Source organism: Stenotrophomonas sp. SY1, assembly GCF_021202945.1.
Classification (GTDB): Bacteria; Pseudomonadota; Gammaproteobacteria; order Xanthomonadales; family Xanthomonadaceae; genus Stenotrophomonas.
Genome location: NZ_JAJOYR010000001.1, coordinates 1,563,256 through 1,583,505, shown reverse-complemented (window position 1 = coordinate 1,583,505; position 20,250 = coordinate 1,563,256). Strand labels below are relative to the sequence as shown.

The following is a 20,250-nucleotide window of genomic DNA, read 5'->3' as shown; positions in this document are numbered from 1 at the left end:
CACTTCACTGGCGCGCGGCGGCGCGTTCGGCAGTGCGATTGCCGGATGTGTGCATGGCGCGGCAGAAGGTCGAAGGACTGGAAGTCCAGTAATTCACTTCACTGGCGCGCGGCGGCGCGTTCGGCAATGCGATTGCCGGATGTGTGCGTGGCGCGGCAGAAAGTTGAAGGGCTGGAAGTCCAGTAATTACAGAGAAGGCCGGGCGAAAGCCCGGCCTCTTTGCTTTTGCTCCCTCCCTTTCGCCAAAGGCGAAGGGGAGGGTTGGGGAGGGGTGCTTCTCGCCAGGAGTCAGGACCATCCCGCCTCCGGCAACCGCAAACAGCTCGATCACATGCCGGCACCGATCAGTGCGGATTGTCAGCTTCGCGACCAAGGCCGCTCCTACAATGGCGTTCAACCCGCAACCGGAGAACACTGCATGCAACCCGACTTCTGGCTGCAACGCTGGCATGACGGCCAGATCGGCTTCCATCGCAATGAGGTGATGCCATTGCTGCAGAAGCACTGGCCATCACTTGAACTGCCAACCGGCAGCCGCGTACTGGTGCCGCTGTGCGGCAAGACGTTGGACATGCACTGGCTGGCCGCCCAAGGCCATCGCGTGCTGGGCGTGGAGCTTTCATCGTTGGCGGTGGAACAGTTCTTCGCCGAGGCCGGCATCACCCCGCAGCGCCATCAAAGCCCGTTCTGCGAGCACTACAGCGCGGGCCCGATCGAAATCATCTGCGGCGATGCGTTCGCTCTGGACAAGACTCTGCTGGCCGACATCGCTGGCGTCTACGACCGTGCCGCACTGATCGCGCTGCCACCGCACCTGCGCCAGCGGTATCGCGACACGCTGTATGCACAACTGCCCAGCGGCTGCCGTGGTGTGTTGATCACCCTGGAATATCCGCAGGATGAGAAACAGGGCCCGCCATTCTCGGTCGAACAACCGGAAGTGGAGCGCTTGTTCGCCACGCCCTGGCGGAGCGCACTGCTGGAGCGCCGCGACATCCTCGACCAGCAACCGGACTTCCGCGCGCAAGGCGTCAGCGCGTTGTCTACAGCGGTGTATCGCCTGCAGCGCGACTGAGAAAGCTGCCCTCACTCCATCCCCTCTCCCGTGTGCGGGAGAGGGGATGGAGTGAGGGCCCGCTCTTCAAGCAGTCATCAGGAACAGCGCTCAACAAAAAAGGGCGGCTTTCGCCGCCCTTCCTGCATCAAACCAATCAATGCGCGGATGTGCCCTTGGCGTCCATCTTGCTGGTCTGGTAAAGCTCCAGGCCGATGCGCTTGATCAGGCTCAACTGCTGCTCCAGCCACCAGGCGTGGTCTTCCTCGGTATCGCGCAGCTGCGCGATCAGGATGTCGCGGCTGACATAGTCACCGTGTGCTTCGCACAGCTTCACGCCAGCGGCCAGATTGGCACGCACCTGGTATTCGACCTGCAGGTCCTTCTCCAACATCTCCATCACGGTGATGCCCGGCTCAAGGAAGTGCGGGCGCATGTCCGGGTTGCCGCCCAGGAACAGGATGCGACGCAGCAGCGCGTCGGCGTGCTCGGTTTCCTCTTCCATTTCGTGGCCGATGCGCTCGTACAGCGCGTGCAGCCCCTGGTCTTCGTAACGACGGGAATGGATGAAGTACTGGTCACGCGCAGCCAGTTCGCCGCGCAGCAGCTCTTTCAGGCATTCGATGACTTCGGGGTTGCCCTTCATGGGGGTGCTCCTGATGGTTCGGAATGCGCATAGGGTGCCCGATCCGGCGCGGCAATGATCTAATCGGAATCACTTGCACTTGCGTTGCGCTCCTTGCCCCGTGCCGCTTCCGACGAGCGGTACGGGCCCGGCAACACAATGTCTTCACAAGCTGTCTACAATCCCGACGAAACCACAACCGGGGGTAGGCCTGTGCTGCGTTGGTTGCTGCGTGTACTGGGGATCGTGCTGGGCTTGCTGGTTTTGCTGCTGTTGGTGGTCTGGCTACTGATGCGCGGCAGCCTGGCGCAGTTGGACGGGGAGCTGGCCCTGCCGGGCCTGTCGGCCCCGGTCAGCGTGGACCGCGACAGCAACGGCATGCTTACCGTCCAAGCCGCCAACGAGGCCGACATGGCCCGGGCGCTGGGCTATGTGCACGCGCAGGAGCGCTTCTTCGAGATGGACCTGATGCGGCGCTCGGCCGCCGGCGAGCTGTCCGAACTGTTCGGTGAAAGCGCCCTGCCCCTGGACCGCAAGATGCGCGTGCACCGCCTGCGCGCGCGTACCCACGACAACCTGGCCGTGGCACTGGGCGGCAAACGCGCGGTGGTGGAAGCCTATCGCGATGGCGTCAATGCCGGCCTGGCGGCGCTGCCGGTGCGGCCCTGGCCTTACCTGCTGCTGCGCCAGCAACCGCGCGCATGGGCGCTGGAGGATTCGGTGCTCACCGGGCTGGCCATGTACGCCGACCTGCAGGACCCCAACAACGGCCGCGAACTGGCCCTGGCCCGCATCCGCGAAGTCAGCCCGCCCGCGCTGTATGCACTGCTCAGCCATGACGGCAGCCGCTGGGATGCACCGCTGTTTGGCGCACCGCGCGGCGATGCCGTGCTGCCGGGTGCCGATGTACTGGATCTGCGCACGTTGAAGGTGGAGCCCGGTGCCGCTGAGCCTGCTTCATCCGATCTGCAAACCGCACGGATTGGGTCTGACATTACCGGCGCTGCTCTCGCCCTCACTCCACCCTCTGCTTTGCAGAGGGTCCCCCTCTCTCCCGCGCCGCGGGAGAGAGGCATCGGCGAGCCGCCTGCGGCGGCCAGTTACTTTCCGGGCAGCAACAACTTCGCAGTGGCCGGCGCGCTCACCGCTGACGGCCGCGCGATCATCGCCGACGACATGCACCTGGGCCTGCGTGCACCCAACATCTGGTTCCGTGCCCGCCTGCGCTACGAAGATCCCACCGCGCCAGACGGCAAGGTCGACGTAACCGGCTTCAGCCTGCCCGGCCTGCCGGCCGTGATCGTCGGCAGCAACACACGCGTGGCCTGGGCCTTCACCAACAGTTACATCGACACCGCTGACTACGCGCAGCTTCCCGCCAGTACGGCGTTGCGCAGCTACAGTGAAGTCATCGCCGTGGCCGGCAAGCCGGCAGAGACCTTCAAGGTGCGCGAAAGCGACTGGGGCCCGGTGCTGCACGAGAACCCGGATGGCAGCCTGCTCGCCTTGCGCTGGACCGCACATCTGCCCGGCGCCGTGCGCCTGGATTTTGCCGACATGGCCAAGGCCTCCGACCTGGACGCCGCCCTTGCCGTGGCCGACCGCTCCGGCGTCCCCGCACAGAATCTGCTGATGGGTGACCGAAGGGGCCGCATTGCCTGGCGCCTGATCGGCGCACGCCCCGACCGCGGCGCCAATTGTCCGGCCGGCGGCATTGCCAGCGCCAGCTGCCTGCCATGGGCGGTACGCAGTGACCATGCGCCTGCGCTGATCGACCCACCCGAACACCGCCTGTGGACCGCCAACACGCGCGTACTCGATGGCGCCGCATTGGCCATTGCTGGCGACGGCGGCTACGACCTCGGTGCGCGTGCCAAGCAGATCCGCGACGGCCTGCACGCCCGTGATCAGTTCCGCGAGCGCGACCTGCTGGCGATCCAGCTCGATGACCGCGCGCTGCTGATGGAACCCTGGTGGAAGCTGCTACGGCAAACCGTTGAACACAGCGACGACCCCGCGCTGAAGCGGATTGAAGCAGCCAGCCGCCAATGGGAAGGCCACGCCAGCGTCGATTCGGTGAGTTACCGGATGGCGCGCGCTTTCCGTGGCATCACCCTGGACACCGTGCAGGGAGCATTGTTGGCACCGGCCAAAGCGCAACTGGGCGAACGTTATCAGGCTCCGAAGCTGTCGCAGTTCGAGGGCGTGATCTGGCCCCTGCTTGAACAGCGACCCGACCACCTGCTGCCACCGCCATTCAAGAGCTGGGACGAACTGCTGGCCGACAGCGCACGCAAACTGGAAACCGACCTGGCAGCACAGGGGCCGGACCTGGCTGGCCGAACCTGGGGCGAGCGCAACACCAGCGCCATCTGCCACCCGATATCACGCGCCCTGCCGGCGTTGTTCAAGCGCTGGCTGTGCATGAAACCCCAACCCCTGCCCGGAGATGACAACATGCCGCGCGTGCAGGGCCCTGCATTCGGCGCCTCCGAACGCATGGTGGTTTCACCGGGCCACGAAGCCGATGGCATCGTGCACATACCCGGCGGCCAGAGTGGTCATCCGCTGTCGCCGTTCTGGGGCAGCGGCCATGACGACTGGGTACAGGGCAAGCCCACCCCATTCCTGCCGGGTGAAACGAAGCACACGCTCACCCTGCGCCCGCGCTGAAGCAAAAAACCGGCGGTAGTGCCGAGCCATGCTCGGCAGCAGCTTCAGCGGCAAAGCCCCGGCGCAGCATGGCTGCGCTCTAGCGGTCGGCCAGCCGCACTGTCCATTCGACTTCCAGCATGTATTCACTGTCGAACAGACGGCTGACCTGCACCCAGCTTGCCGCCGGGTATTTGCCATCGGTGAAGAAGGCCTTGCGATCCGGAATCGCCTTCTTCAGCGCTTCCATGTCGGTGGTGAAAGCGGTCTCCTTCACCACCTGGCTGCTGTCGGCACCGTAGTGCCGCAGAATTTCTGTCAGGCGCCCATAGCAGGCGCGAACGGCTTCATGCATGTCCTTGCCTTTGCACGGTACGCCGGAGATATGCAGCGTGTTGCCGTCGCGAACAACACCGCTGTAACCGATATCCGCCTCCCAACTGCCCAGCGAATGCCGCTCCAGCGGCACGTCGGCAGCATATGCAGATGAGCAGAAGAAAGTACCCAGTAAGCCCAAATAGAACGCTCGCATCACATCTCCTTTGAATGGGAACTCTGGAGGGCCTTCCCGGCCCTGGATACGACATGGCCCGCATCACTGCGGGCCATGTCTGAACACTCAACCGGCCAGGGCCTGCTCATGCACGCCGGCCACCGCACGCCCGGATGGATCTGCCATGTTGGCGAAGCTGGCGTCCCAGGCGATGGCCGCCGGCGAGGAGCAGGCGATGGACTTGCCGCCCGGCACCGTCTCCGACGCCGCGCGGCTGGGGAAGAACTGCTCGAACAGGTGGCGATAGTAGTACGCCTCCTTGGTCTGCGGCGGGTTGTACGGAAAGCGCTTGTCGGCAGCAGCCAGTACGCGATCACTGACCTGCGCTTCGGCGTGCGCCTTCAGCCCGTCAATCCAGCCGTAACCGACGCCGTCACTGAACTGCTCCTTCTGCCGCCACAGGATCTCCTTGGGCAGATAACCCTCGAAAGCTTCACGCAGCACCGCCTTCTCGATACGACCATTGGCCTTGTCCACCATCTTGTGGCGCGCATCCATCTTCATCGCCACGTCCAGGAACTCGCGATCCAGGAACGGTACGCGCGGCTCCACGCCCCACGCCATCATCGACTTGTTCGCACGCAGGCAGTCGTAGTTGTTCAGTGCATCGAGCTTGCGCACCAGCTCTTCGTGGAACTCCAGGGCGTTGGGCGCCTTGTGGAAATACAGGTAGCCACCAAAGATCTCGTCACTGCCTTCGCCGGACAGCACCATCTTCACGCCCATCGCCTTGATGCGGCGCGCCAGCAGGAACATCGGCGTGGAGGCACGGATGGTGGTGACATCGTAGGTTTCGACATGCCGGATCACTTCCGGCAACGCATCCAGCCCTTCCTCGAAGGTGTACTCGAAACCGTGGTGCACGGTGCCCAAGGCCTCGGCGGCGATCTTGGCCGCGGCCAGGTCCGGCGAACCCTTCAGGCCAATGGCGAAGCTGTGCAGGCGCGGCCACCAGGCTTCGCTCTGCCCGCCGTCCTCGATGCGGTGTCGTGCGTAACGCGCGGCAACTGCGGCCACCAGCGACGAATCCAGACCGCCGGACAACAGCACGCCGTACGGCACGTCGGTCATCAGCTGGCGATGCACTGCGCGCTCGAAGGCTTCGCGCAGTTCGACAAGCGAGACATCCACGCCCTGCACGGCGTCGTACTCGCGCCACGGGCGCTCGTAGTACTTGGTCAGCGTATCGGTGCTGCTGTCGTACCAATGGCCGGGCGGGAACTGCGCGACATCGGCGCAGGTGTCGGACAGTGATTTCATTTCCGACGCCACACACAGGCGACCGTGCTTGTCATGGCCCCAGTACAGCGGCACCACGCCGATCGGATCACGGGCGATGATCACACGGCCCTTGGCCTTGTCCCACAGCGCAAAGGCAAAGATGCCGTTGAGGCGGTTGAGGTACGACGCCGGCTCGTCTTCGCGATACAGCGCGTTGATCACCTCGCAGTCCGAGCCGGTCTGGAAGGCGTAGGGCTGGGTGAGTTCCTTCTTCAGTTCCTGGTGGTTGTAGATCTCGCCGTTGACTGCCAGTGCCAGTTCACCGTCATCGGACAGCAGCGGCTGCGAGCCGCCGGCCGGGTCGACGATGGCCAGGCGCTCATGCACCAGGATCGCGCCGTCGTCCACATACACACCGCTCCAGTCCGGGCCGCGATGGCGCTGACGCTGGGATTGATCAAGTGCCTGGCGACGCAGTGCCTGCAGGTCGTCGCCGGGTTGCAGGCCGAAAATGCCGAAGATGGAACACATGGGAAAGCTCCTGGGTTTTTGTGGGGACAAACATTCGAAGCAACGGCTTGAAGACACTGCAGCCACTTGGTGTTCCCGCCCGGCCACAAAAAAAAACCCGCATCGACCGATGCGGGTTTTCTGGAGTCCTGAGCGTGTTGCCTGTTCTAGCTCTGGTCGCAGTCCCGCATCGGCCGCGCACGACTATTCGCGCGCAGATTATTGCGGTTGTTATTGTTGACGGCGGTGGCCAGGAACGAGGACATGGCGCCGACCGTATCCCGGTTTTGACGACCGCGCAACTGTTGCTGCGGCAACCGATTCAGCGGCCGGGCCGGCGCTGTCCCGGATAATCACCGCCCCTCGCCCGGACCTCATGGATGAACCCTTTCGTGTCCCGCGTACTTCTGATCGCACTGCCCCTGTTCATATTGGCCGGTTGCACCGCCCCCCGCCCGAGCCGCCCCGTCAGCGACACCGAACGCGAGGCATTGGCCGCCACCGCCGATGGGCAGTTCGACTCGGCGCTGCGCGTGGCCAAGATGTACCAGGCCTGGAACGACCCCCGTGCGCTGGACTGGTACGCACGCGCGGCAGCCATTCCACCGCGCACCCACCAAAGCACCAGCGCCGAAGAACGGCTGGGAACGATCCTGGAACGCGGCCGTCTGGACAGCGCCGACACCCCGCAGAAGCCCGAAGCCGTGGTGCTCAAGCCGTCACCGCGCAAGGCGTTCCGCTGGTTCCACAGCGCCGCGTACCACGGCTCACCGTATGCCATGCGCGACCTCGAACGCTGGTATGCCACCCACGACGAGATGGCCCTTGCCCTGCGCTGGCGCCTGCGCCATGCGGTCTACATGCGCGAGCTGTACCGGCTTGATCCATTGCGTGCCGCGCCGGCCGAACCGGTCGTCGTGGGAAGTACCCGCATGGATGGGGCCACATTGAATTCAGTGATCGCACGCATCCAGCATCGTGCCGCACGCGGCGATGCCGAAGCACAGGTTGATCTGGGCACCCTACATGAAACGGGCCTCGGCGTGGTCGAAAGCAGGGCCGAAGCATTGCGCTGGTATCAGCAGGCCGGCGAACAGGGCAACGTGTACGGGCAGTACTTCAGCGGCCTGGTGCTGGGGCGCGGCGGCAAGGACATGAAGGCGGATGTGGACGCGGCGGCGGCATGGTTTGCCCGTGCCAATGCGCAGCAGTTCTATCTGGCCGAGGAGTCGTATTGGCGCAAGGCCATCGCGCCGCCGTTCTTCATTTTCGAGTAGCACCGTCGTTATCGCGGTGCACACAACGCCTGCGTCAGCAAGACTGCATCGCTTTGGTGATGTGGACCAGAATGATGCTTCACGCCCCGCAATGTTCGAGCACCATGACCGCCCCGATCTTCCGTGATGAAAACATCTCCCGTGAGCGCATGCTGGCCATCACCGCAGCGCATCCACGTGTGGCGGTGTTTGAATCCTGCATCCTGGATGGCGGCGATTTTTCACGACTGGACATGGATGGCTTCCGGTTCGAACACTGCTCGCTGGCCGGCACGAACTGGCTTGCCGCGTCGCTGGAGGAGAGCCACTGGCACAAGTGCCGGGGCGGCCAATGTGATTTCAGCTCGGCGCAGCTCAGCGATTCGCGCTTTGACCACTGCGACCTCAACAACAGCTACTGGCGGCGCGCCACGCTTTCTTCGGTGCAGTTCCAAAGCTGCAAGCTGACCGGCGCCCACCTGCAGGAAGTGAGCGGTTGGGCGCTGGAGTTCAGTGAGTGCCTGCTGGTCAGCGCCGATCTGCGCGGGCTGTCGTTCCGCAAGGCGCAGTTGGAGGGCATGGATTTCTCCGACGCCGACCTCTCCGGCTGCGATTTCCGCGATGCGGTTTTCACCGGCGGCAGCCTGCGCAATGCCCAGACCCGGCTCACCCGCTTTGAAGGTGCGGACCTGCGCGATGCCGATATCAGCGGGCTCAACGTGATGGACGCCAAGCACTTCCGCAAGACGGTGATATCGCACCGCCAGGCCGCCGCGGCACTGGCCGCGTTCGGCCTGATCGTCGCTTAGGCCAGCAGCCGTTCCACCAACCTGCGGTACAACGCCGGCAAGGCTTCCAGGTCGGCCACGCGCACGTTCTCGTCCACCTGGTGGATGCTGGCATTCACCGGCCCGACTTCGATGCACTGCGCACCCAGCGGAGCAATGAAGCGCGCATCGGAAGTACCACCGCCGGTGCTCTCTTCCGGTGCCGCACCGGCAAACTCGGCCAACACCTCACGGGCCACGCTGCGCAGGCGGCCTTCCGGCGTGTAGAACGGCTCACCGCTGCGGTGCCAGTTCAGTTCGTAATCCAGACCGTGGCGATCCAGCAACGCGCCGATCTCGGTCTCCAGCTGCGCTGCGTTCCAGTGCGGGTTGTAGCGCAGGTTGAACATCACCTGCAGCTCGCCGGGAATCACATTGTTGGCGCCGGTGCCGGCATTGATGTTGGACACCTGCAGGCTGGTCGGCGGGAAACTTTCGTAACCGTCGTCCCAATGCCGCGCGGTCAGTTCGGCCAGCGCCGCGGCGGCGAGATGAATCGGGTTGCGCGCCTTGTCCGGATAGGCCACATGACCCTGCACTCCCTTGACCCGCAGCTTCGCCGAGAGGCTGCCGCGACGGCCCACGCGCAGCAGGTCGCCCAGCGTGGCGGTCGAAGAAGGCTCGCCGGTGATGCACCAATCAATGCCCTGCCCGCGTTCGCTGAACAATCTGGCGACATGGCGCACGCCATCGATGGCATCGCCTTCTTCATCGCTGGTCAGCAACACCGCCAGCGTGCCCGGATGTTCCGGATGCGCAGCAACAAACTGTTCGGCCGCCACCACGAACGCAGCCACGCTGCCCTTCATGTCGGCGGTGCCGCGGCCGTACAACATGCCATCGCGCACTTCAGGCTTGAACGGATCGCTGGCCCAGTTTTCGGCAGGCCCGGTGGGCACGACATCGGTATGGCCAAGCAGCACCAGCACCGGCGCGCCGCTGCCGTGGGTGGCCCATAGATTGTCCACTTCACCCAGGCGCAGGTGCTCGCAGTTGAAACCGGCAGCGGCCAGGCGGTTGCCGATCAGCTGCTGGCAGCCGGCGTCTTCCGGGGTTACCGAGGGGCGTGCGATCAGCTCGCAGGTCAGGTCGAATACGTCGCTCATTGGGGCCTCGTGGGGCGTGCCTGGACAAGCACAGCCCGGTGGTTTTATTGGCGCTGGCTTCGCGGCTCACGCCGCTCCTACAAATGCAGCCGGCTTCAATCGATGTTGAAGCGCTTCTTGAAACCGTTGTCGCTGAAGCCCTGGCTGAACTCGCCGTCCTCGGTGATCACCACCGGGCGCTTGATCAGCTGCGGGTACTCGCGCAGCAGCAGCTTCCATTCGGCATCCGAAGCGGCTGCCCTGCGGTTGTCCGGGAGCTGCCGCCAGGTGGTCGAGGACTTGTTGATCATCGCCTCGAAGCCGCCGGCCTTGCCGGCCCATTCCAGCAGTGTTTCAGGGCTGGGCTTGTTGTCGCGGTAATCGACGAAGGTGTGGGCGACGTTGAAGCGGTCCAGCCATTTGGTGGCTTTCTTGCAGGTGTCGCAGTTCTTCAAACCGAAAACGGTGGTCATTGTTCAATGCTCGCGATGATCTGTTCCCCTCTCCCGTGTACGGGAGAGGGGTTGGGGGCGAGGGCAAGCTCCAGGTTTACGTGCATCAACAGCACAGAAGCGCCCTCATCCGGTGCTTCGCACCACCTTCTCCCGCTCGCGGGAGAAGGGAACTTCCGGGGCTCCAGCGTCAGTCGGCCAGACCACGCAGCAGTTCGTTGACGCTGGTCTTGCTGCGCGTGCGCGCATCAACCTGCTTGACGATCACCGCGCAGTACAGCGAATGGGTGCCGTCCTTGGACGGCAGCGAGCCGCTGACCACCACGCTGTACGGCGGAATGTAGCCATACGTCACCTCGCCGGTGGCACGGTTGTAGATGCGGGTGCTCTGGCTCAGGAACACGCCCATGCCGATCACGCTGTGATGGCCCACGACCACGCCTTCCACCACTTCCGAACGCGCACCGATGAAGCAATGGTCCTCGATGATGGTCGGGCTGGCCTGCAGCGGCTCCAGCACGCCGCCGATGCCGGCACCGCCGGACAGGTGGCAATGCTTGCCGATCTGCGCGCACGAACCCACCGTGGCCCAGGTATCGACCATGGTGCCCTCGCCCACATGCGCACCGATGTTGGTGAAGCTCGGCATCAGCACCACGTCCTTGCCGAAATGCGTGCCGCGACGGGCGATCGCACCGGGCACCACGCGCACGCCGGCCTGGCGGAAACGGGTTTCGTCATAGCCTTCAAAGCGCGACTCGACCTTGTCCCAGAACGGCGCCGGGCGGCCGTCCATCACGGTCATGTCATTGACGCGGAAGTACAGCAGCACCGCCTTTTTCAACCACTCGTTGACCTTCCAGCCACCGTTGCCATCGGGCTCGGCGACGCGGAACTCGCCGCTTTCAAGGCCGTCGATCGCACGATTGACCAGCGCGCGGGTGGAGCCTTCGATCTCATCGACGGTCAGCATCGTGCGGCGTTCGAACGCGCTCTCGATTCCGAACTTCAACTCGGCCACGCCCGGTGCCGGCGGCTTGCGCAGGCTGCGCGGACCCACCGACTGCACGGTCTTCGGCTTGGCGGCGGCCACCTTCTTCAGCGGTGCCTTGACCGGCTTGGCCGGTGCCTTCACCGCTGCCTTCTTCGGCGCTGCGGTTTTCTTCGCAGCAGCCTTGCTGGCCACCGGCTTGGTGGTTGCGGGCTTGGCGGGAGCGACCTTGTTCGGGGCGGGCTTCTTGGTCGCAGGCTTCTTGGTGGCCATCAGTGGGGGTCTCCTGGCGTTCTATCGGGGTCCAGGCAGTTCAGCAACGCTTCGCGCAGTGCCTGCCGGGAGGTTTCGGTAAGGGGTTGATCGTGACGATCGGTCAGCTGGAACTGATCTTCTGCGCGCTCGCCGAAAGTGGCGATGCGCGCATCCTGCACACGCAGGCGCTGATCACGCAGCACGTGCGCCACATCGGCGAGCAGGCCGGGGCGGTCCGGCGCCACCAGGTTCAGCACGGTGCGGTCGGCATGCGCGGTTTCGAGGAACTCGATGCGCGGGGCAAAACGGAAATGCTTGAGCTGGCGCGGCATCACCCGCCGCGCCGGGCGCAGGATCTGGATATTGCCGGCCAATGCCTTGCGCAGCGCTGCTTCCAGGCGCGCGGTGTCGCCGTCGGCAAAGCTGACCGCAGGCGTGACTTCGAACGTATCGAAGATGGTGTGGTCCGGGCCGTCCAGCACGCGGGCGCGATGGATGCCGTAACCGGCACGGTCCAGGGTCATCACGATGGCCGCGAACAGGCCATCGCGATCAGGCGAATGCACGAACACTTCCAGCGCATCGCTTTCCGGCGTGATCCGGCGCACCTTGACCAGCGTGCCGCCCTTGCGGATTTCCACCAGCGATGCGGCCTGCCACACCAGTTGCTCGGGGCGGAAGCGCACGAAGCTCTCGTCCGGCATCACCGCGAACTGGCGGTCGATCACCGCATCGCTGTAACCGAGCAGGTTCATCTGCTCGCGCACGTTGTCGCGCGCTTCGATCACCCGCTCGGCTTCGGGCAAGACATGCTCGATGCCCTCGCGCAGCGCGCGGCGGGTGGCGAAATACAGATCGGCCAGCAGCCGGTCCTTCCACGCGTTCCACAGCTTGGGGCTGGTACCGGCGATATCGGCACAAGTCAGCAGGTAGAGATAATCGAGCCGCTCGCGGTCGCCAACCAGTGCGGCGAAACGGTGGATCACGCCCGGGTCGGTGATGTCCTGCTTCTGCGCGGTCACCGACATGCGCAGATGCTGCTCCACCAACCATGCCACCAGTTCGGTATCGGAACTGCTCAGGCCGTTGGCGCTGCAGAAATCACGCGCGTCCACCGCGCCGAGTTCGGAATGATCCCCACCGCGGCCCTTGGCGATGTCATGGAACAGGCCGGCCAGCAGCAGCAGTTCGGGCTTGCGCAGCCGCGGCCACACTTCATGGGCGATGGAGAAACGCTCGTCGGCACGAGCAGCGGCGAACAGGCCGATGTTCCGCAACACCATCAGCGTGTGCTGGTCGACGGTGTAGACGTGGAACAGGTCGAACTGCATGCGCCCGGACACCTGCGCAAAGGCAGGAATCCACTGCCCGAGCACGCCCAACCGCGCCATGCGCGCCAGCGTATCGACCGCGCGCGGGCCGCGCAGCAGCGCCATGAACTGCTCCCGCACCGCTTCATCGACCTGCGTGTACGCGGGAATTTCGTCCAGCATTTCCGCCAGGCCGCGCGCGGTCATCGAATGCAGGCCACGCACGTCGGCAGTGCGCGCCCAGCAGGCGAACAACGCGAAGATGCGGCGGACATCGCCATGCGGCCAAAGCGGGTCGTCAGCGGACAGATAACCGCGACGCAGCGAGAAACCATCGCCCACCGGCTCCGGCGTCGCCTCGCCATCAAACTGTTCTTCAAACCGCTGCAGCAGACGGTCGCTGATACGACGGATCACCGCCGCACTGCGATAGAAGCCCTGCATCATCTTTTCCACGCCCAGGCTTTCGGCGTCATCGCCAAAGCCCATGCGCGCGGCCAATGTCTTCTGGTAGTCGAAGCGCAGCCGCTCCTCGGCGCGTTGCGCCACCAGATGCAGGCCGAAGCGCAGCCGCGCCAGCACCAGCCGCTCGCGCTTGAGTGCGGCTGCTTCGTCCAGGCCCAGATGGCCCAGCCCGACCAGCGCATCGATATTGCTGACGCCGAAGGCGCGCAGCGCCATCCAGCCCAGCGTGTTCAGATCGCGCAGACCACCCGGACCATCCTTGATGTCCGGTTCCAGGTTGTCTGCGGTGTCGCCAAAACGCTGGTGCCGCTGCAGCAGCTCCTCACGCTTGGCCAGGAAAAATTCGCGCGGCGGCCAGATCAGGCTCGGCGAGATCGCACGGGCCAGACCGTGCTGCGCCGTTGCATCGGCGCACAACGGCCGCGCTTCGATCAACGCGGTCAACACCGTCTGATCCGCTGCGGCCTGCGCGCATTGCGCGGCCGAACGCACCGCATGGCTGGCCGGAAGACCGGCATCCCACAGCAGCGCGAACAGGCGCGCCAGTGCGGCCTCATGGCGCTTCTGCAGATCGTTCTCGCCAAGCACCAGCAGGTCGATATCCGAACGCGGGAACAGTTCGCCGCGGCCGTAACCACCCACTGCAAACAGCGCCAGCCCGGCGTCGGCCGGAATGCAACGCTGCCACGCGGCGCGGATCAGTTGATCGGCAGCGCGCGCGCGCAGGCCGAGCAGGCGTTCGACGTTGTCGCCCTGCTCGAAGCGTTTGCCCAGGCGGGCATCGGTATTGGCCAGCGATTGTCGCGCCTGCGCGGCCCACTGTGCATCACCGGCAGGTTCTGCCGGCGCGTCCGGTACGTTCCCGTCCAGGCCCGCCGGCAGTTGACTCATGCCTGCGCGGATTCGGCTGGCGACAGCGTCAGCACTTCCACGCCGTCTTCGGTCACCGCGATCATGTGTTCCCACTGCGCCGAGAGCTTGCGGTCCTTGGTCACCACGGTCCAGCCATCAGGCAGCACCTTGGTGTAGCGGGTGCCTTCGTTGATCATCGGTTCGATGGTGAAGGTCATGCCGGCCTTGAGCACCAGGCCCTGGCCCGGACGGCCGTAATGCAGCACCTGCGGTTCGTCGTGGTAGACCTTGCCGATGCCGTGACCGCAGTACTCGCGAACCACGCTGAAGCGCTCGGATTCGGCGTATTCCTGGATCGCATTGCCCACGTCGCCCAGCGTTGCGCCCGGCTTGACCGCGCGGATACCGCGCCACATCGCTTCCTTGGTGGTTTCCACCAGGCGCTTGGCCATCACCGAAGGCGTGCCGACGTAGTACATGCGGCTGGTGTCACCGTGCCAGCCATCCTTGATGACGGTCACGTCGATGTTGACGATGTCCCCGTCCTTCAGCACCTTAGCTTCGCTCGGAATGCCGTGGCAGATGACGTTGTTGACCGAGGTGCACACGGTCTTGGGGAACCCACGGTAGCCCACGTTGGCCGGGATCGCGCCCTGCACGTTGATGATGTGGTCGTGGCAGATGCGGTCCAGCTCTTCGGTGGTCACACCGGGCTTGACGTGAGGGGCGACGATGTCGAGCACCTCAGCCGCCAGACGACCGGCGATGCGCATCTTCTCGATTTCTTCAGGGGTTTTCAGTTGGATTGCCATCTGCCGATTATCGCGCATTTGGGTTGCGAGGCTGAACTTTTTCACATTATTGAACAGGTTGCGACCACCTCGTTCAGGGGCGCGCAGGAGAGTGACCCGCCCCTCGGCCCTGGCGGCCCACATGTGGATCACGGGTGCCGACTGTACCCGGAAAAGCTGCCTTCGCCGGTAGCGACCACATTGATATTGCTGGTTTTTCCGCCAACGACAGGCATCCGGCATGCCCTTGTTTCCCTGCGATTGACGCACGCGACATCATTCCGGCCATCTGCCGTGTACGCCAAGGCTGTGCCCGCTTCCAGCGCTGGGCCCCGGCCAACGCGACGACTCCAGCTATGCCAACGCGGCCCAATCTGCATGGAGACCGTCATGTCCTCCCTCAAAGCATTCCTGATCGCAATCACGCTGGTTGCTGCCAGCTTCTCCAGCCACGCACAGACGGCCACCACCCAGTTCCAGGTGCGGATCGTGATCACCGAGTCGTGCCTCATCCAATCAGTGACCGCCAGCGACATCGACTTTGCCAGCCATGCCCGCTCCACCGGCATCCCGGTCGATGCACAGGGCACGTTGCAGGTGAACTGCACCCTGGGCACGCCATATGCCATCGGCCTGAATTCCGGCGCCAATGCCAGCAGCCCCACCGCTGCAGGTGACAACCGGCGCATGGCCGACGCCAACAACCGGTATGTGGCCTATGGCCTGTACCGCGACGCCGGCCGCCAGGACTTCTGGGGCGACGTGCTTGGCAGCAACACCCTGGCCGGCACCGGCACCGCCACTGACCAGTTGATTCCGGTGTTCGGCCGTGTCCCTTCCACCGACGCGGCGGCCGGCAGTTATGTGGACACCGTCATCGCCACCGTCACCTACTGAGCTCCGGGGCGGCCCATGCACAATCCGCCGCTGCGGAAACGGATCACCACCGGCCTGCGATTGATCAGCACTGCGATCGTTATTGCCGGTGGCACCACCCCCATGGCCGCTGCCGGCACCCTCCAGGTCGCGCCGATCATGCTGGAATTCGAACAGGCCCAGGTCGCGCACACGCTGTGGCTGAGCAACAGTGGCCCGCACCCGCTGCGCGCGCAGGTGCGGGTCCAGCAATGGCAACAGGTCGACGGCCAGGAACAGCTGCAATCGAGCACCGCACTGCTGGCCAGCCCACCGATGAGCGAGATCGGCCCCGGCCAGCGTCAACTGGTACGGATCGTGCGCGAACAGACGGCAGCTCCCACGCACGAGCAGGCGTTCCGACTGATCGTCGATGAACTTCCCGACACCCGGCAGCCCGATTCCAGCGACGGGCTGCAATTCCTACTGCGGCATTCGATTCCGGTATTCGTATTGCCGGCCGGCGTACAGGCGCAGCTGTCACGGGCCGACAAGGTGGCCGACACCGACGTCAGCCTGCTGCAGGGCAGTTGGCAGACACAGGGCCGCAATGCCCGCTTGACCCTGCACAACAACGGCGCCAGCCGCATCCGCATCAGTCAGTTGTCGTGGCTTTCGGCCAATGGGCACCGCGTCGACATCACCCCGGGCCTGCTGGGCTACGTACTGGCCGGACAGCAGATGCGATGGACCCTTTCCCTGCCCGAGGCCCTTGCCACCCATGGCACCCTCCACGCCAAGCTCAACGACGACGCCATCGCGCAGATCCTGCAGCTGGCCGGTACTGATCGTTAGCGTCGTGCTTGCAACGTGCACCGGGAAAGCTGCGCCTGTGAACGCTCCTGCAGACAGCACCGCCACTACACCTGCCAACCGGACGGCCCCTGCCGGACAGGTGTTGATCCTTGAAACGCGGATCAACCATGAACCGCATACCCGGCTGGCACGTTTCATCGCACGTGATGGCGCGTTGCTGACCAGCCTGCCCAGCCTGCATGAACTAGGCGTGCGCCCGGCCGTCATGCCCGATGCGTCGGGGTTGATCGCGCTGCATGCAGTGGCCGGAATCAGCGTCGACTACGACGCTTCGCTCCAACGCCTGGACCTGCAGGTTCCGGTGGAGATGCTCGACCGTCCACTCACCCACATCGACCTGGCGCGGCAGCCCGTGCCCCGCTCCGACCCGGCCCAACGCAGCCCTGGGGTACTGCTCAACTACGACCTGTACGGCCAGCGCTTCGCCGGTGCAGGCAGCTACAGCGCGTTCAACGAACTGCTCCTGTTCGGCATTGGCCCCGGCCAGTGGAGCAATACGATGTCGAGCGAGCTCCAGACCGGCAACGCCGGCACCAGCATCCGCAACACCCGCCTGGACAGCCGCTGGCAGCTGGACTTCCCCGACAACATGCTCACGCTGAGCATCGGCGACACCATCAGCGGCGCACTGGACTGGTCGCGTGCCACGCGCATCGGCGGCATCCGCCTGTCGCGCAATTTCGCCTTGCAGCCCTATCGGATCACCACGCCACTGGCTTCCTTCGCCGGCGAAGCGGTCCTGCCGTCCACCGTGGACCTGTACATCGATGGCATCCGTCAATCCAGCCAACAGGTGCTGCCCGGGCGCTTCCAACTTGACGCCGCACCTTCGATCAACGGTGCCGGCCAGGCGCAACTGGTGGTCACCGACATCAATGGCCAGAGCCGGGCAATGGGGTTTTCGCTGTACGCCAGCCCACGCCTGCTGCAGGCGGGATTGTCGGACTGGTCACTGGAACTGGGCACATTGCGCCGCGACTATGGCCAGCGTTCATTCGCCTACGGCGACAGGCCGATAGCCAGCGCCAGTCTCCGCCACGGCCTGAATGACCAGCTCACCGTGGAGGCCCACGCTGAAGCCAGCGCCGGTATCGCCCAGGCCGGTGCCGGCATGCAGATGTTGCTGGGCCAGCGCGGCGGCGTGCTCAGCACCTCGCTGGCGGCCAGCGAGGCCGGCTCGTTCAAGGGCAACCAGTACGGACTGGGCTACCAATGGGCCGCTTCGTGGCTCACCCTGGCCGCCAGCACACTGCGCCGCAGCCGGGGCTTCCGTGATGTACCGGCCGTTCTTGAACAGGCGGCGCTTCCTCGTCGCACCGACCAGGCCTATGCCGGCATCAGCACACGTGCCGGTCAGTTCGGCTTGAGTTACGTAGCCCAGCAGTTGCCCGACGCCACCCCCAGCCGCTACGCCAGCCTCAACTGGTCGCGCAGCTTCCGTGGCAACACCCTGCTGAGCCTGAGCTACAACCGCAACCTGGAAAGCAGCCGCAGCGACAGCGCCTTCGTTTACTGGTCACTGCCGCTTGACCGCCACACCAGCATCGCCGCCTCGGCCCGCCATGGGCTGGATGGCAACAGCCTGTCCATGGAAGCCAGCCGTGGCGTTTCCAGCGACCTTGGCGGCTGGGGATGGCGTGCCCAGGCCAGCGCGGGCGAATACCGCAGCACACGCGCCGAAGTCACCCGGCTCGGCGAGCACGGGCAATGGAGCGCAGGCGTGGAGCGCACCAACAACAACGACGCCGACGATTCCGCCCTGCTTTACGCCAGCGCCAGCGGCGGCGTGGCGTGGCTGGGCGGATACCTGCAGGCGCTGCGACGGGTCGACGATGCTTTCGCCCTGGTCTCCACCAATGGCATCAGCAATGTCCCGATCCAGCTGGAAAACCGCCCGGTCGGGGTCACCGATGCACGCGGCTACCTGCTGGTCACACCACTGAACGCGTGGCAGCGCAACCAGCTCTCGATCGACCCGCAACACCTGCCTGCCGACATGCAGATCAACCTGACCAGCATCGACGTCGTTCCCACATCCAACAGCGGGATCAAGGTGAACTTTGCGTTGCACCGCACGCTGGCACTCCAGTTCGGCGTGCGCGACCGCCACGGCAAATGGCTGCCCGCAGGCAGCCACATGACCCTGCACGCGAACGACAGCACACCAACCCCGCTCAGCGTGGGCCACGAAGGCAAGGTCTACCTGCTGGATCCCCCCGCACAGGCCCGACTCCACTTCGGCACCGGCCAGTCCGCCTGCAGTGCCGCAGTGCCGGCCGCTCCGGCCCGCGAGGGCCACTTCGAACTTGCCGACGTAACGTGCCGATGAGCGCCCAACCGCCCCGCCAGCTGCCGCGCCGGGCGTTCGTGCTGCCTGCCTTGCTGCTGACGGGGCTGCCGCTGCCCACGCTTGCCCAGAGCTGTAGCGCCACCAGCCCACTCCAGCTGAATTTCGGCACCGTCACCGCAGCAGCCAGCGACGCGCAGACCACCCTCCAACTCACCTGCCAGGGGCCCAGCGACTTGCTGGCTGCTCTGCCGGCGCAGTTCAGCGTCTGCGTATTCGTCGGCGAGGGCACGCCCACCGGCATCGCCCCACGACGCATGAGCAACGGCAACGGGGCTTTCATGAACTACGACCTGTACGCCGACCCTGCGCGCACCCAGTTGATCGGCCCGCTGGGTAGCGCCTATGCCGTTTACAGCCTCAGTTTCGACGTGGGCGTGCGTCAGTCGCGCCAGGTCAGCATCCCGCTGTACGGCCGCGTACCTGCGGGACAAATCCTGCCGGCCACCTTCCCGTACCAGGGCATCCCGAACGCCTCGATGGTGCGCTACAGCTACGGCTACGTGTTCACCCCGACCGTCGATGAATGCCGCAACGGGGTGGCCGGCACCTTGGGGGGTGCTGGCCAGGCGACCTTCACCTGGGCCGGCGTAAATGCCAGCTACGCCAACAGCTGCCGCATCAATGCTGCCAGCGACATGGATTTCGGCCGCAGCGACGGCCTGGCCAGTTCCCACGAACAGACCTCCACCATCAGCCTGCAATGCCCGACCGGCGCACCGTGGAGCGTCACGCTCAACGATGGCAGCAATGCCGTCGGCAGCACCCGCCGCATGGCCTCGGCAGGCAACCGCATCAGCTACGAGCTGTACCGGGATGCAAACCGGCTGGAACGCTGGGGCAACACCGCAGCCACCGGCGTTGCCGGCACAGGCAGCGGCAATCCCAGCATCCTGACCGTCTACGGGCGCGTCCCCGCCCAGCCCGGTACCCGCGCCGGCAACTACATGGACACCGTGACCGTGACCCTGACCTACTGATCGTCCTCGCCCCAACCCGCACGCCGGCCGCCGCGCATTCACACAACCACTGACGCCAACCGGCCTGGCAATTTGCGGCCAATGCCCGCTACGGCTATACTTCGCCGGCTTTGCTGGGCCCAGCCCTGTCAAAACCCGCCCACACCGGGCGTCACCGGTGAATCCACACCCTACGCCCCCATCCGTGCCGGGGTGCCCTGCCAGTCAGGGTTCGGCCACGGAGGCGCAGGGGAAGCCCAACCCCGGAACCTACCGCACTTATGCGGGTCGCCCTTCATTTCGTGGCGATCGGT

17 protein-coding genes are annotated in these 20,250 nt (G+C 65.2%); 8 read left to right on the top strand and 9 right to left on the bottom strand.

Annotated elements, in window-relative coordinates; translation table 11 throughout:
• Positions 1-4 precede the first annotated feature (4 nt).
• A complete protein-coding gene (locus LR961_RS06500; RefSeq protein ID WP_232147599.1) occupies positions 5-373 on the bottom strand; it encodes a hypothetical protein in 369 nt (122 codons plus the stop codon).
• Positions 374-418: 45 nt separating this feature from the next.
• On the opposite strand from LR961_RS06500, the gene LR961_RS06495 reads away from it, so the two are divergent.
• Entirely contained in the window at positions 419-1,075 is a 657-nt protein-coding gene (locus tag LR961_RS06495) for a thiopurine S-methyltransferase (protein ID WP_232147598.1), read from the top strand.
• Positions 1,076-1,211: 136 nt separating this feature from the next.
• Here LR961_RS06495 and bfr read toward each other — a convergent pair whose 3' ends face one another.
• The gene (bfr, locus tag LR961_RS06490) at positions 1,212-1,700 is read right to left on the bottom strand and encodes a bacterioferritin (protein ID WP_232147597.1); all 489 of its coding nucleotides are present in this window, start codon (positions 1,698-1,700) and stop codon (positions 1,212-1,214) included.
• A gap of 270 nt (positions 1,701-1,970) precedes the next feature.
• Here bfr and LR961_RS06485 point away from each other — a divergent pair, with 270 nt between their 5' ends.
• On the top strand, positions 1,971-4,352 hold the full coding sequence (locus LR961_RS06485) for a penicillin acylase family protein (protein ID WP_232149242.1): 2,382 nt from the start codon (positions 1,971-1,973) through the stop codon (positions 4,350-4,352).
• Between the two features lie 79 nt (positions 4,353-4,431).
• On the opposite strand, the gene LR961_RS06480 is transcribed toward LR961_RS06485, so the two are convergent.
• A complete protein-coding gene (locus LR961_RS06480) occupies positions 4,432-4,863 on the bottom strand; it encodes a RidA family protein (protein WP_232149241.1) in 432 nt (143 codons plus the stop codon).
• A gap of 87 nt (positions 4,864-4,950) precedes the next feature.
• Entirely contained in the window at positions 4,951-6,636 is a 1,686-nt protein-coding gene (gene asnB / locus LR961_RS06475) for an asparagine synthase B (RefSeq protein WP_232147596.1), read from the bottom strand.
• A gap of 371 nt (positions 6,637-7,007) precedes the next feature.
• Here asnB and LR961_RS06470 point away from each other — a divergent pair, with 371 nt between their 5' ends.
• Together LR961_RS06470 and LR961_RS06465 are read left to right on the top strand one after the other, a co-directional pair.
• The gene (locus LR961_RS06470) at positions 7,008-7,892 is read left to right on the top strand and encodes a tetratricopeptide repeat protein (protein WP_232147595.1); all 885 of its coding nucleotides are present in this window, start codon (positions 7,008-7,010) and stop codon (positions 7,890-7,892) included.
• Positions 7,893-7,996: 104 nt separating this feature from the next.
• Positions 7,997-8,680 carry a pentapeptide repeat-containing protein gene (locus LR961_RS06465; protein ID WP_232147594.1) on the top strand — a complete coding sequence of 228 codons (684 nt, stop codon included), beginning with the start codon at positions 7,997-7,999 and terminating at the stop codon, positions 8,678-8,680.
• Here the strand turns inward: LR961_RS06465 and dapE are convergent.
• From dapE to map, 5 genes are all read right to left on the bottom strand, one after another.
• Complete coding sequence (gene dapE, locus LR961_RS06460; RefSeq protein ID WP_232147593.1) at positions 8,677-9,804, bottom strand: succinyl-diaminopimelate desuccinylase; 1,128 nt, start codon at positions 9,802-9,804, stop codon at positions 8,677-8,679. The two genes, LR961_RS06465 and dapE, sit on opposite strands and share 4 nt — an antisense overlap.
• Before the next feature lie 95 nt (positions 9,805-9,899).
• Positions 9,900-10,256, bottom strand: a complete 357-nt coding sequence (locus LR961_RS06455; protein ID WP_232147592.1) for a Spx/MgsR family RNA polymerase-binding regulatory protein — start codon at positions 10,254-10,256, stop codon at positions 9,900-9,902.
• A gap of 169 nt (positions 10,257-10,425) precedes the next feature.
• Entirely contained in the window at positions 10,426-11,499 is a 1,074-nt protein-coding gene (gene dapD, locus LR961_RS06450; RefSeq protein ID WP_232147591.1) for a 2,3,4,5-tetrahydropyridine-2,6-dicarboxylate N-succinyltransferase, read from the bottom strand.
• Complete coding sequence (locus LR961_RS06445) at positions 11,499-14,147, bottom strand: [protein-PII] uridylyltransferase (protein WP_232147590.1); 2,649 nt, start codon at positions 14,145-14,147, stop codon at positions 11,499-11,501. The genes dapD and LR961_RS06445 overlap by 1 nt, the downstream gene beginning before the upstream one ends.
• Positions 14,144-14,920: a type I methionyl aminopeptidase gene (map, locus tag LR961_RS06440; protein WP_232147589.1), complete on the bottom strand. Its 777-nt coding sequence runs from the start codon at positions 14,918-14,920 to the stop codon at positions 14,144-14,146. The genes LR961_RS06445 and map overlap by 4 nt, the downstream gene beginning before the upstream one ends.
• Positions 14,921-15,289: 369 nt before the next feature.
• Here map and LR961_RS06435 point away from each other — a divergent pair, with 369 nt between their 5' ends.
• Genes LR961_RS06435 through LR961_RS06420 form a run of 4 tightly spaced genes read left to right on the top strand, consistent with a single transcriptional unit; the run spans position 15,290 to position 19,957 of the window.
• Entirely contained in the window at positions 15,290-15,796 is a 507-nt protein-coding gene (locus LR961_RS06435; RefSeq protein WP_232147588.1) for a spore coat U domain-containing protein, read from the top strand.
• Positions 15,797-15,811: 15 nt separating this feature from the next.
• Complete coding sequence (locus LR961_RS06430) at positions 15,812-16,609, top strand: molecular chaperone (protein ID WP_232147587.1); 798 nt, start codon at positions 15,812-15,814, stop codon at positions 16,607-16,609.
• A 37-nt stretch (positions 16,610-16,646) separates the two neighbouring features.
• Positions 16,647-18,959, top strand: coding sequence for a fimbria/pilus outer membrane usher protein (locus LR961_RS06425; RefSeq protein WP_232147586.1), 2,313 nt, complete (start codon positions 16,647-16,649; stop codon positions 18,957-18,959).
• Positions 18,956-19,957 carry a spore coat protein U domain-containing protein gene (locus LR961_RS06420; RefSeq protein ID WP_232147585.1) on the top strand — a complete coding sequence of 334 codons (1,002 nt, stop codon included), beginning with the start codon at positions 18,956-18,958 and terminating at the stop codon, positions 19,955-19,957. The genes LR961_RS06425 and LR961_RS06420 overlap by 4 nt, the downstream gene beginning before the upstream one ends.
• The last annotated feature ends 293 nt before the right edge of the window (positions 19,958-20,250 follow it).